This window comes from Bradyrhizobium sp. 134 (assembly GCF_023074155.1).
In the GTDB taxonomy this organism is placed as follows: Bacteria; Pseudomonadota; Alphaproteobacteria; order Rhizobiales; family Xanthobacteraceae; genus Bradyrhizobium.
Genome location: NZ_JADPKX010000053.1, coordinates 545,040 through 558,164 on the forward strand (window position 1 = coordinate 545,040; position 13,125 = coordinate 558,164).

The following is a 13,125-nucleotide window of genomic DNA, read 5'->3' on the forward strand; positions in this document are numbered from 1 at the left end:
TCGATCGCCGCAAGATGGGCGGCGAGGATTAGCGCTGCCCGTCGCTGCTCAAGCGACGCTTTTGAGATCCTGCTGGATCGCGGCAAGCAAGGACTGCAGCGCGTCGCTGTTCACTGGCTTAGCCCCGGTGTTGGCAGGCGCAGCATTGGCAGGCCGCGTGGCTTGGACCGGACGCTTGGGGAACGGCGGCATAGGCGTGGGTATCGCGGATTGCGCCAACGCGCCGGCGTCCTCGGTGTGAACGAACTTGCCATGGATGACGTCGTCGCGACGTCCCATGACAAACATCGTCGCCCAATAACCGGCGGCCACAAGGATTACGCAGAAAACAACAAGCTCTAACATCATCGCACCTGAAATATGCGCAATGATTCAATGCCTTCGCCTGCTCGTCAATGAACCGACGGTCACACCTGCGGCTTTTACGGGCGGGTGTGGCCGATCGGTCACTCTTTGTTAACCATACCCGGCCGCCGAGGGGGCCGAGAGCGGCGGATCAGGCCTTATCCTGCCCGACCCGCACCAGCTGCTTGCCGAAATTGGCCCCCTTCAGAAGCCCCATGAAGGCTTCGGGCGCGCTCTCCAGGCCCTCGGTGACGAACTCCTTGTACTTGACCTTGCCTTCGCGGACCCAGCCGGACATGTCGCGCAGGAAGTCGCCATGGCGGGAGGCGAAGTCGGAGACGATGAAGCCGCGGAAGGTCAGCCGCTTGGTCAGCGTCGCGCGCATCATGCTGGCGGCCCATTTCGGCGGCTTCGCTTCAGTGTCGTTGTAATGGGCGATGAGGCCGCAGACCGGCACGCGCGCAAACGCATTGAGCAGCGGGAACACCGCCTCGAACACGGCGCCGCCGACATTCTCGAAATAGACGTCGATGCCTTTCGGGCAGGCGTCCTTCAGCTTCGCCGCGAGATCGGGATCGCGGTGATCGATGCAGGCATCGAAGCCGAGCTCCTTCACGACGTAATCGCATTTGTCCTTGCCGCCGGCGATTCCAACCGCGCGTGCGCCCTTGATCTTCGCGATCTGTCCCACGGCCGAACCGACCGCACCGGAGGCACCGGCGACGACGACGGTCTCGCCTGCTTGCGGCTTGCCGATATCGAGCAGGCCCGTATAGGCCGTCATGCCGGGCATGCCGAGCACGCCGACGGCCGTCGAGATCGGCGCGAGCTTCGGGTCGATCTTGTTCAGCCCCTTGCCGTCGGAGATCGCATGCGTCTGCCAGCCCGCGCGCGAGAGCACGATGTCGCCCTTGGCGAAGTTCGGATTGTTGGAGGCTGCGACCTCGCAGACCGTACCGGCTTCCATCACACCACCGACGGGCACCGGCGTCGCGTAGGACGGACCGTCGCTCATGCGCCCGCGCATATAGGGATCGAGCGAGAGCCAGATGGTGCGCAGCAGGACTTCACCTGCGGCAGGCGTCGGCACAGCGAATTCCTCGATGCGGAAATCGGACGGCTTTGGCTCGCCGACGGGACGCGCGGCGAGAACGATGCGTTTGCCTTGGGACATGATGGCTTCCTCCAATTTTCTGTCATTGCGAGCGAAGCGAAGCAATCCAGTCTCGTCAACACAAAAGGGCTGGATTGCTTCGTCGCACCAGCGCAAAATTGCTTCGCAATTTTGGCGCGGGCTCCTCGCAATGACGAGCTTTTGGCACGCGCACGCGACACACTCGCCGTCATCGTCCGCGAAGGCGGACGATCCAGTACTCCGAGACGGTTATGATTGAGCCGAAAGGCCGCGACGTACTGGATGCCCCGCCTTCGCGGGGCATGACACCGTCATTTGGGCAAGCGCGCGAATTCCAACGCGCAGCCGGAGACTAGCCCCCGCCCGGATAGTTCGGCGCCTCGCGCGTGATGGTGACGTCGTGGACGTGGCTTTCGCGCAGGCCCGCGCCGGTGATGCGGACGAACTGGGCCTTGTCGTGCAGGTCCTTCATGTCCTTTGCACCAACATATCCCATCGCGGCGCGCAGGCCGCCGGCGAGCTGGTGCATGACGTTGCCGACCGGGCCCTTGTAAGGCACCTGGCCCTCGATGCCTTCGGGCACGAGCTTGAGCGTGTCCTTGATGTCCTGCTGGAAGTAGCGGTCGGCCGAGCCGCGCGCCATCGCGCCCACCGAGCCCATGCCGCGATAGGCCTTGTAGGAGCGGCCCTGCCACAAGAACACTTCGCCGGGCGTCTCGTCGGTGCCGGCGAGCAGTGAGCCGACCATCGCGATGTCGGCACCGGCAGCGAGCGCTTTGGCAAGGTCGCCGGAGAACTTGATACCGCCGTCGGCGATGACGGGGATGTCGGACTTCTTCGCCGCTTCCACCGCATCCATGATCGCGGTGAGCTGGGGAACGCCGACGCCTGCAACGATCCGCGTGGTGCAGATCGAGCCCGGGCCGATACCGACCTTGATGCAGTCCGCGCCTGCATCGATCAGCGCCTGCGCACCCTCTGAGGTCGCGACGTTGCCGGCAACGACCTGCACCGAGTTGGAGAGACGCTTGATGCGGTTGACCGCATGGAGCACGTGACGGGAATGGCCGTGCGCGGTGTCGACCACGACGAGATCGACGCCGGCGTCGATCAGCCGCTCGGTGCGCTCGAAGCCGCTGTCACCGACCGTGGTGGCGGCAGCGACCCGGAGGCGGCCCTGCGCGTCCTTGCAGGCCAGCGGATGGGCGACCGCCTTCTCCATGTCCTTTACGGTGACCAGGCCGACGCAGCGATATTGCTCGTCGACCACGAGCAGCTTCTCGATGCGGTGCTGGTGCAGCATCCGCCGCGCCTCGTCCTGGCTGACATTCTCGCGCACCGTGACGAGACCTTCATGCGTCATCAGCTCGGAGATTTTTTGCTGGCGGTCGGTGGCGAAGCGGACGTCGCGGTTGGTGAGGATGCCGACCAGCTTGCCCGGCGTGGACTTGCCCGCACCGGTGACGACGGGAATGCCGGAGATGCCGTGATCGCTCATCAGCTTGAGCGCGTCGTCCAGCGTGGCATCGGGGCTGATGGTGAGCGGATTCACCACCATGCCCGACTCGTAGCGCTTGACCTGCCGCACCTGGGCGGCCTGCCCTTCGGGATCGAAATTGCGGTGGATGACGCCGATGCCGCCGGCCTGCGCCATGGCGATCGCCATGCGGGCTTCGGTGACCGTGTCCATGGCGGAAGCCATGATCGGAATGTTGAGCGGAATGGCGCGGGTGACGCGGGAGCGGATGTCGACCTCACCTGGCATGACGTCCGACAGGCCCGGCTTCAGCAACACGTCGTCGAATGTGAGGGCTTCGCGAATGCCTTGTTGCACCGTGGCCATGTGCCAACTCCTTCCGCGGCCCTGCCGCAAATAGCTATGGATGAGCGCCGCCCTCGGCGTACCTTGCGGCAACGCCGGAGAATCGGAGCCCATCGGTGGGGTTGACGCGGGTCGATAGCACGGGCGGGCGACGAATCAAAGCAATTCGGACCGCCGGCCAGCCATGCACAGGCTTTTTTGGGCAGATTGAGCCGGGATAACCGGCGGCAGCTCGTGCCGGCGGACGGCGTCCACGCCCCTCCTGTTCCGGCAGATCATCACGTTCTCCGACGCAGGACGCACCCCACCCTGGGGTCACGCAGGATTTAGGTGCCATGCGTCGATCCGCAATGGTCGCGGCCCAGTGGCGGTGATAAGCCGCAATTCTCGCCCTTCCTTCTGATTTCCATTACCACCCCCGTCATGGTCGACAAGCAACGCATCATTCCGCTGATCGTGGCCACTGCTCTCTTCATGGAGAACATGGACTCGACGGTCATCGCCACGTCGCTGCCCGCGATCGCGGCCGACATCGGCACGAGCCCATTGACGCTCAAGCTCGCGATCACCTCCTATCTGCTGTCGCTTGCGGTGTTCATCCCGGCGAGCGGCTGGACCGCCGACCGGTTCGGCGCGCGCATGGTGTTTGCGATTGCCGTCGGCGTGTTCATGGTCGGCTCGGTCGGCTGCGCGCTCTCGACTTCGGTCACCGACTTCGTGTTCGCGCGCATCCTGCAAGGCATGGGCGGGGCAATGATGACGCCGGTCGGGCGCCTCGTGCTGTTGCGGTCGGTCGACAAAAGCGCGCTGGTCAATGCCATGGCGTGGGTGACGGTTCCTGCCCTGATCGGTCCCGTGATCGGGCCACCGCTCGGCGGCTTCATCACCACCTATGCGTCGTGGCACTGGATCTTCCTGATCAACATCCCGATCGGGCTACTCGGCATCTTCATGGCCTTGCGCTTCATCGATCCTATCAAAAGCGAGGAACGAGAGCCGTTCGACCTCTACGGCATGGTGCTCGCGGGCCTCGGGCTCGCCGGCATCGCCTTCGGGCTGTCGGTCGCCGGACTCAATCTGCTGCCATGGAGCACAGTTGCCGCCCTGGTCGTCGGCGGATCGATCTCGATGACGCTGTATGTCATTCACGCGCGGCGAACCGGATCGCCGGTGCTGGACTTCACGCTGCTGAGGCTGCCGACACTGCGCGCCGCCGTTCTCGGCGGCTTCATGTTCCGGCTCGGTATCGGCGCGCTGCCGTTTCTGTTGCCGCTGCTGATGCAGATCGGCTTCGGCCTCTCGCCGTTCAAGTCCGGCCTCGTCACGTTTGGCTCCTCGCTCGGCGCCATGGGCATGAAGGCGCTGGCCGCACGCATCATCCGCGCCTTCGGCTTTCGCAACCTGATGACGGCGAACGCGATCATCAGTGCAGTTTTCCTGGCCGCCTGTGCCCTCTTCACGGTGACGACGCCGCTGCTGATCATCATGATCATCCTGGTGGTTGGCGGCTTCTTCCGTTCGCTCGAGTTCACCGCGATCAACACGGTTGCCTATGCCGAGGTCGAGCACGCGCAGATGAGCCGCGCCACCACGCTCGTCAGTGTCAACCAGCAGCTCGCGGTCTCGGCCGGCGTCGCCGTCGGCGCCGCGTCGGTGGAGACGACGATGTGGCTCAGCCATGTCAGCGAGCTCAATGCCACCGTGTTCGCGCCCGCCTTCGTCGTCATCGCGCTGACCTCGGCGGCGTCGAGCTGGTTCTTCTGGCAGATGCCCGCCGATGCCGGCCACGAAGTCTCCGGCCGCAAGGCCGTGGAGATCGCGAGCCGTAAGGGTGCCGGCAAGGGCGCGGCCAAGGCGGCCGTCAAGGCGGCGACCGAGGATACGCAGGACGTGCGGGATCAGCGGCTGGGGTAGCCTCTCTTCTCGTCATTGCGAGCGCAGCGAAGCAATCCAGAATCCCTCCGCGGAGACAGTCTGGATTGCTTCGTCGCAAGAGCTCCTCGCAATGAGGAATTCGCGGCTACTGCGGCCCCCCGCCCCGAAATCCCGTCGCGAGAACGTAGCGCTCGGAGGAATCCGCACGGCTCGCGGCGGGCTTCACATGCCGCACCGTGGCGAAATCGCGCTTGAGCTGGGCGAGCAGCTCGGCGTCGGCGCCGCTCTGGAACGCCTTCGCCAGGAAGGTCCCGCCCGGCTTCAGCACATCGCAGGCGAACGCGGCGGCGGTCTCGATCAGGCCGACGATGCGGAGCTGGTCGGTCTTGCGGTGACCGGTAGTGTTGGCAGCCATGTCGGACATCACGATGTCGGCGCCGCCGTCGAGCATCGCCTTGAGCTTGTCCGGCGCGTCATTGTCCATGAAGTCGAGCTGCGCGAACTCCACCCCGGCAATCTCGGGGATTTCCAGCAGGTCGATCGCGATGACCTTGCCCTTGCCGTCGACCGAGCCGACACGCTTGGCGGCGATCTGGCTCCAGCCGCCCGGCGCGGCACCGAGATCGACCACTGCCATGCCGTGCTTCAGTAGCCGGTATTTGTCGTCGATCTCGAGCAGCTTGAACGCGGCGCGCGAGCGATAGCCCAGCGCCTTCGCCTTCACCACATAGGGGTCGTTGAGCTGCCGCTCCAGCCAGAGCTTCGACGACAATTTGCGCTTGCCGTGAGTCTTGACCTGGACGTGCAAGCGGCCGGTGGTGTCCTTGGCCATCTCACCAGCTCCTGAGCGCGCCGTCTTCGCGCATCATTTCGACCAGCATGCCTTCGCGCAGGCCCCGGTCGGCGACGCGCAGACGTGGCAGCGGAAAGGCGCGGCGGATCGCGTCGAGGATGGCGCAGCCGGCCAGCACGAGATCGGCGCGCTCGACGCTGATGCAGCTGTTCGCCGCGCGCTCCTCGTAGCTCATGCCGAGCAGCTTGTTGATGGTCGCGGTGACATCGGTGTCGTTCATCCAGACGCTATCGATGCGGCGGCGGTCGTAGCGCGCGAGATTGAGATGGATGCCGGCGAGCGTCGTCACAGTGCCTGAGGTGCCGAGCAGATGCATGTCGGCGAGATCGCCGCCATGCTGTTCGGCGAACGGCGCGATGTGATGGGCCACCTCGCGCTCCATCGCGGCATAGATCTCCGGCGTCACGTCGCGCCCGCCGAACTGCTCGGCCAGCGTGACCACGCCGAACGGGATCGACATCCAGGCTTTGATGCGCGGCTCCGGATTTGCGGCGTCGCGCTCGATCCGCACCAGCTCGGTCGAGCCGCCGCCGATGTCGAACAGGATCGCGCCGCGGCCCCTGGGGTCGACCAGCGGCGAGCAGCCGAGCACCGCGAGCGCCGCCTCGGTCTGGCGGTCGATCACCTCGAGCTCGATCCCGGTCTCGGCAGCGACGCGGCTGCGAAAGCCTTCGGCATTCGAGGCGGCGCGGCAGGCTTCGGTGGCGATCAGCCGCAACCGCCGCGCCTTGCGCAGGTTGATCTTGTCGCGGCAGATGCCGAGCGCCACGATGGCGCGCTCGATCGCGGCCTCGCTGATGCACCCGGTTGCGGAGACGCCCTCGCCCAGCCGGATGATGCGCGAGAAGGAATCGACCACCCGAAAGCCGTCGTGGGTCGGACAGGCGATCAGGAGCCTGCAATTGTTGGTGCCGAGGTCGAGCGCCGCGTAGACGCCGGTTCCCGGCGCTTGCGCGCCGACGGCCGGTTCAGTGGCGAACGCCGCCGCCATCGACCCCAGCTCACCGTGCGGCGCAAGGCCGTCGCGGAGCCGCGTGTGGTCATTCATACAAACTGTCTTTCCGCGGCCGGTTGGGCCGATCTGGAATTGCTTTTTCGCCTGAAACCTTAGCAGCGCGCCAATCCTGCGCAACAACGCATCACATGGGACCATGCCCATTCGTGCGTTGTCGTGAACGGGCCGGTGGGTTATTTTTGAAGGGTCCGGTCTCCCAGGCGCCCCCCAAACCGCGCATTTGCCGGCTTTTCAGGTCAATTCCATGCAAGAACTCACCAAATCCTCCACGCTCGAAAACGCTATTGCACTGCAAAAATATGGCGTCGGCCAGCCGGTCCGCCGCAAGGAGGACGACACGCTGGTGCGCGGCAAGGGCCGCTACACCGACGATTTCAACCTGCCCGGCCAAGCCCACGCCGCGATCGTCCGTTCGACCCATGCCCACGGCGTCATTCGCGGCATCAACATCGACGCCGCCAAGGCGATGCCGGGCGTGCTGGGGGTGTGGACCGGCAAAGACCTCGATGCGGCCGGCTACGGCCCCTTCACCTGCGGCCTGCCGCTGAAGAGCCGCGACGGCTCGCCCCTGCTCCAGACCAACCGCCAGCCGCTCGCAACCGACAAGGTCCGCTTCGTCGGCGATCCCGTCGCCTTCGTGGTGGCGGAGACGCTGGCCCAGGCGCGCGACGCGGCCGAGGCGGTCGAGCTCGATATCGAGCCGCTGCCGGCGGTGACCGACCCTGAAGACGCCGCAAAAGCCGGCGCGCCGCAACTCTACGACCACATCCCGAACAATGTCGCGCTCGACTACCACTATGGCGACATCGAGAAGGTCAACGCCGCCTTCGCCAGCGCCGCTCACGTGACCAAGGTCGACATCGAAAACACCCGTGTCGCCGTGGTCTCGATGGAGCCGCGCGTTGGCCTTGCCTCCTACGACAAGACGACCGAGCGCTACACCATCCAGATGCCGACGCAGGGCGTCGCCGGCAACCGCGTCAACCTCGCCAAGAACCTGAAGGTGCCGAACGAGAAGGTCCGCATCCTCACCGCCAATGTCGGCGGTTCCTTCGGCATGAAGAACGTCAACTATCCCGAGTACATGTGCATCCTGTACGCGGCCAAGGAATTGGGACGCCCGGTGAAATGGCTGGACGAACGCTCGACCAGCTTCTTGTCCGACAGCCACGGCCGTGCGCAGAAGATTCACGCCGAGCTCGCGCTGGACGCCGAGGGGCATTTCCTCGCCGCCAAGCTCTCGGGCTACGGCAATCTCGGTGCCTACATCACCGGCGTTGCACCCAGTCCGCTCTCGCTCAACACCAGCAAGAACTTTTCCAGCGTCTATCGCACGCCGCTGATGGCCGTCGACATCAAGACGGTGCTGACCAACACCACGCTGATGGGCGCTTATCGCGGCGCCGGCCGGCCCGAGGCGAACTACTACATGGAGCGGCTGATCGACCGCGCCGCCGACGAAATGGGCATCAACCGGCTGACCTTGCGCAAACGCAACTTCATCAAGCAGAACCAGATGCCGTTCGCCGCGTCCTCCGGCGTCACCTATGACAGCGGCGACTTCCAGGCTGTCTTCAACAAGGCGCTCGAAATCTCCGACCACGAGAATTTTGCCAAGCGCAAGAAGGAGAGCAAGAAGTCCGGCAAGCTGCGCGGCATCGCCGTCGGCTCTTATCTGGAGGTGACCGCACCTCCCGGCGTCGAACTCGGCAAGATCGTGTTCGATCCCGATGGCTCCGTGCAGCTCATCACCGGCACGCTTGATTACGGTCAGGGCCACGCATCCGCATTCGCGCAGGTACTCTGCCAGCAGCTCGGCGTGCCCTTCGACAGCGTCAAGCTGGTGCAGGGCGACAGCGATATCGTCCACACCGGCAATGGCACCGGCGGCTCGCGCTCGATTACCGCGACCGGCATGGCGATCGTGGGCGCCGCCAAGCTTGTGATCGAGAAGGGCAAGCGCGCCGCCGCGCATATGCTGGAGGCATCCGAAGCCGACATCGAATTCGAAGGCGGCAGTTTCACGATCGCCGGCACCGACCGCAGCATCGACATCATGGAGCTCGCCAAGCGCCTGCATGACAGCAAGATGCCCGAGGGCGTGCCCGACAGCCTCGACGTCGATCACACCAGCGAACCGGTGCCGTCGGCCTTCCCGAACGGCTGCCATGTCGCCGAGGTCGAGATCGACCCTGAGACCGGCGTCGTGCAGATCGTGCGCTACAGCGCGGTCAACGATTTCGGCACGGTGATCAATCCGCTGCTGGTCGCGGGCCAGCTCCATGGCGGCGTCGTCCAGGGCATCGGCCAGGCGCTGATGGAGCACGTCCGCTACGACGAGAGCGGCCAGCCGATCACGGGCTCGCTGATGGACTACGCACTGCCCCGCGCCGAGGACGTCCCGAACATGACGGTCGGCGACCACCCGGTGCCGGCCACGACCAATCCGCTCGGCAGCAAAGGCTGCGGCGAAGCCGGCTGCGCCGGCAGCTTGTCGACGGTCGTGAACGCGGTGATCGACGCGCTCTCCGACTACGGCATCAAGCACATCAACATGCCGCTGACGCCGGAGCGCGTGTGGCGTGCGATCCAGGACGCGAAGGGGAAAGCGGCGTAAAGCTGCCCTTCCGCCTCCACAAGCACACTTTCATCGCCCGGCTCGACCGGGCGATCCAGTACTCTGAGACGGCAGTGATTCACGGAGAAGCCTCGGCGTACTGGATGCCCCGCCTTCGCGGGGCATGACAGCGAATTCGGTCGGTGAACCTACGGCCAGCTGTCAGTTACGCCGCCGCCTGCTCGCGCGGCTGGTAGATCGCGGTGTGCTGGCAGTGCGCCAGCGGCGTCGTGCCGTTGGCGACCACCAGCGCGTCGAGCTCGACGAAGCGGTGGCCCTTCTTCTCGTAGTTCGCGGTGACTTTGGCCCGCGCGGTGATCTCGTCACCGGCGCGTGCGGCTGACAGCAATTGCATGCGGCTGCCGACATGGATCCACGGGCCGAGGATCGTGTTGTCCACCAGCACGCGGTTCATGACGCGCTGGATCAGGCCGGGGTGACCGAGCCCCTCGCGCGCGAAGATCGGATCGGCCTCGCGGATGTCGGCGAGATAGTCGGCCGCATCCTGCCCGGCCCAGCGGCGCGGCGTCGTGCCGAGCCATTTGCCGGTCTCGAAGGTTGCCGGGCTGACCGGTTTGCGCTCGGCAATAGCGGGGACCTCGACATAGTCGCTCAACGACACCGCCGTCGCCGTTGCCGGCAGCGACGCCGTGCCGGTGGCACAGAGCTCGGTGCGGCTGAACACCTCGATCGTGAGCAGGCCGTTGTGCTCGGTCGCATCGACATCGGCGGTCTCGCCGTCATAGACCGGCTTGATGAAACGCGCCTCGATCAGCCCGCGCGACAGGAAATCGCGGCCCCAGCGCGCCACCGGCACATGCATCATGTAGGCGAAGACGTCGACGCCGGGGACCAGCCCACCGGAAAAGCCGAAGCGGCGCGCCACTGCATCGTCATGCATCTTGTTTTCGGATTGCTTGGCCGTGTTGTAGGCCTCGACGCGATAGGTTTCGAGTCGGTTCGGCATGGCTTGGCTTTCCCCAAATTCTTGTTGTTTCGGGCCGATCGTAGGCCCTGAGGAACCGGGGTCAATCCCCTCGCCTTTGCGGCCCGAATGGGGTACCACGCGGCTGCTGCGGAACCGCTTCGCAAGCCCCATCTACGGACAATGACGAACCCTCAAAACACCACCCGCATCTATGTCGACGCCGACGCCTGTCCGGTGAAGGACGAGATCTATCGCGTCGCCGGCAGACACGGCCTGCCCGTGAGCGTGGTCGCGGGCAATTTCATCCGCGTGCCCCAGGATCCATTGATCGAGCGGGTCGCCGCGGGTGCCGGCATGGACGCGGCCGATGACTGGATCGCGGAACGTGCCGGGCCCGGCGATATCGTCATTACCTCGGATATTCCGCTCGCGAGCCGCTGCGTGAAGGCCGGCGCCGATGTGATTGCATCCAACGGCAAGGCGTTCACCGAAGAATCGATCGGGATGACGCTCGCGGTCCGCAACCTGATGACCGATTTGCGCTCGGCCGGCGAAGTCACCGGCGGTCCGAAATCGTATTCGCCGCGCGACCGCTCGACGTTTCTGTCGACGCTCGACCAGACCATCCGCCGCATTCAGCGCCGCCGCGCCGACCAGGCCGCAACAAGACAGGACTGAGACACCGCATGGCGCCACCGCTGATTCAACTGCGCGATATCAAGCTGACCTTCGGCGGCACGCCGCTCCTGGCGGGCGTCGAACTGTCGGTTTCGACCGGCGAGCGCGTCTGCCTGATCGGCCGCAACGGTTCCGGCAAATCGACGCTGCTCAAGATTGCCGCCGGCCTGGTCGAACCGGATGGCGGCAGCCGTTTCGTGCAGCCCGGCGCCACCATCCGCTACCTGCCGCAGGAGCCGGATTTTTCCGGCTTCTCCACCACGCTGGCCTATGTCGAGGCCGGCCTCAATGCCGGCGACGATCACTATCAGGCACGCTATCTGGTCGAACAGCTCGGTCTCAGCGGTGAAGAAGATCCGGCGCATGTCTCCGGCGGCGAAGCCCGCCGCGCCGCGCTGGCACGCGTGCTGGCGCCCTCACCCGATATCCTGCTGCTGGACGAGCCGACCAACCATCTGGATCTTCCGACCATCGAATGGCTGGAGAGCGAACTGGAGAGCCGCCGCTGCGCGCTGGTGATCATCAGCCACGATCGGCGCTTCCTTGGCAACCTCTCGCGCAGCACCGCCTGGCTCGACCGCGGCCAGATCCGGCAGATCGACCGCGGCTTCAGTGCCTTCGAGGCCTGGCGCGATGAGGTGCTCGCGGAGGAAGAGCGCGACCAGCACAAGCTCGACCGCAAGATCGTCAACGAGGAGCACTGGTTGCGCTACGGCGTCTCGGGCCGCCGCAAACGCAACGTCAAGCGGCTCGGCAATCTCCACGCACTGCGCGACCAGCGCCGCACCCATCGCGGCGCGACGGGCAACGCCAACCTCGCGGCTGCCGAAGCCGACAAGTCCGGCAAGCTCGTCATCGAGGCCAAGAATATCAGCCGGTCCTATGGCGAGCGAAAGATCGTCGACGGCTTCTCGATCCGGGTCCAGCGCGGCGACCGCATCGGCATCGTCGGCCCCAACGGCGCCGGCAAGACCACGCTCATCGAGATGCTGACCGGCGGCAGCGCGCCGGACAACGGCAGCATACGGCTCGGCGCCAACATCGAGATGGCGACGCTCGATCAGCATCGCGAAAGTCTCGATCCCAAGACGACGCTGGCCGAGGCGCTGACCGGCGGCCGCGGCGACCATGTCATGGTCGGCGGCAAGCCGAAGCACGTCGTCAGCTACATGAAGGACTTCCTGTTCGCCCAGGAACAGATGCGTACGCCGCTCGAGGTGCTGTCGGGCGGCGAGCGCGGCCGGCTGATGCTGGCACGCGCGCTGGCAAAACCCTCCAACCTCCTCGTGCTGGACGAGCCGACCAACGACCTCGACCTGGAGACCCTCGACGTCCTCGAGGAAATGCTCAGCGACTACGAGGGCACCGTGATCCTGATCAGCCACGATCGCGATTTTCTCGACCGCGTGGTGACATCCGTGATCGTGCCCGAGGGCAACGGACGCTGGCTCGAATATGCCGGCGGTTATACCGACATGCTGGCCCAGCGCGGCGCCGACGTGAAGCGGGCGACAGCGAAGGCCGTCGAAGAGACGAGAGAGCAGCGATCAGTTGCGCCGTCCGGCGTCGCGAGACGACGGTTGACCTTCAACGAGCAACACGCGCTGGAGACGCTGCCCAAGACCATTGCCAAGCTGCAGGCCGAAATTGCCAAGCAGCAGCGCTTCCTTGACGACCCCGATCTCTTCCGCAAGGATCGCAAGCGCTTTGACCAGGCCTCCGACGCTCTGACGAAGGCGCAAAAGGAATTGGCCGAGGCCGAGGACAAATGGCTGGAGCTCGAAGTGCGGCGCGAAGAGATTGAACAGGCCTAGCGTGCATTCCGCAAAAGTGGGCACCGCTTTTGCAAACGGAATG

General features: G+C 65.4%; 10 protein-coding genes. 4 read left to right on the plus strand and 6 right to left on the minus strand.

Annotated features, from left to right (window positions below; genetic code table 11):
* Positions 1-48 precede the first annotated feature (48 nt).
* The 3 genes from IVA75_RS23515 to guaB all read right to left on the minus strand — a co-directional run bounded on the left by IVA75_RS23515 (position 49) and on the right by guaB (position 3,323).
* Positions 49-345 (minus strand): hypothetical protein, encoded by a 297-nt coding sequence (locus tag IVA75_RS23515; protein WP_081747964.1) that lies wholly within the window; start codon positions 343-345, stop codon positions 49-51.
* A gap of 151 nt (positions 346-496) precedes the next feature.
* Complete coding sequence (locus IVA75_RS23520; RefSeq protein WP_247286520.1) at positions 497-1,519, minus strand: NADP-dependent oxidoreductase; 1,023 nt, start codon at positions 1,517-1,519, stop codon at positions 497-499.
* 313 nt (positions 1,520-1,832) lie between these two features.
* On the minus strand, positions 1,833-3,323 hold the full coding sequence (guaB, locus tag IVA75_RS23525) for an IMP dehydrogenase (protein ID WP_007609139.1): 1,491 nt from the start codon (positions 3,321-3,323) through the stop codon (positions 1,833-1,835).
* Positions 3,324-3,725: 402 nt separating this feature from the next.
* Between guaB and IVA75_RS23530 the strand changes: the two genes are divergently transcribed.
* Positions 3,726-5,216, plus strand: coding sequence for an MFS transporter (locus tag IVA75_RS23530; protein WP_247286521.1), 1,491 nt, complete (start codon positions 3,726-3,728; stop codon positions 5,214-5,216).
* Positions 5,217-5,322: 106 nt separating this feature from the next.
* Here IVA75_RS23530 and IVA75_RS23535 read toward each other — a convergent pair whose 3' ends face one another.
* Positions 5,323-6,009 (minus strand): RlmE family RNA methyltransferase, encoded by a 687-nt coding sequence (locus IVA75_RS23535; protein WP_247286522.1) that lies wholly within the window; start codon positions 6,007-6,009, stop codon positions 5,323-5,325.
* Between the two features lies 1 nt (position 6,010).
* On the minus strand, positions 6,011-7,078 hold the full coding sequence (locus tag IVA75_RS23540; protein WP_247286523.1) for a Ppx/GppA phosphatase family protein: 1,068 nt from the start codon (positions 7,076-7,078) through the stop codon (positions 6,011-6,013).
* Positions 7,079-7,289: 211 nt separating this feature from the next.
* Between IVA75_RS23540 and IVA75_RS23545 the strand changes: the two genes are divergently transcribed.
* The gene (locus tag IVA75_RS23545; RefSeq protein ID WP_247286524.1) at positions 7,290-9,662 is read left to right on the plus strand and encodes a xanthine dehydrogenase family protein molybdopterin-binding subunit; all 2,373 of its coding nucleotides are present in this window, start codon (positions 7,290-7,292) and stop codon (positions 9,660-9,662) included.
* A 166-nt stretch (positions 9,663-9,828) separates the two neighbouring features.
* On the opposite strand, the gene IVA75_RS23550 is transcribed toward IVA75_RS23545, so the two are convergent.
* Positions 9,829-10,629 (minus strand): hypothetical protein, encoded by an 801-nt coding sequence (locus IVA75_RS23550; RefSeq protein ID WP_247286526.1) that lies wholly within the window; start codon positions 10,627-10,629, stop codon positions 9,829-9,831.
* A 141-nt stretch (positions 10,630-10,770) separates the two neighbouring features.
* Here IVA75_RS23550 and IVA75_RS23555 point away from each other — a divergent pair, with 141 nt between their 5' ends.
* A complete protein-coding gene (locus IVA75_RS23555) occupies positions 10,771-11,268 on the plus strand; it encodes a YaiI/YqxD family protein (RefSeq protein WP_007609125.1) in 498 nt (165 codons plus the stop codon).
* Positions 11,269-11,276: 8 nt separating this feature from the next.
* Entirely contained in the window at positions 11,277-13,082 is a 1,806-nt protein-coding gene (locus IVA75_RS23560; protein WP_247286528.1) for an ATP-binding cassette domain-containing protein, read from the plus strand.
* The last annotated feature ends 43 nt before the right edge of the window (positions 13,083-13,125 follow it).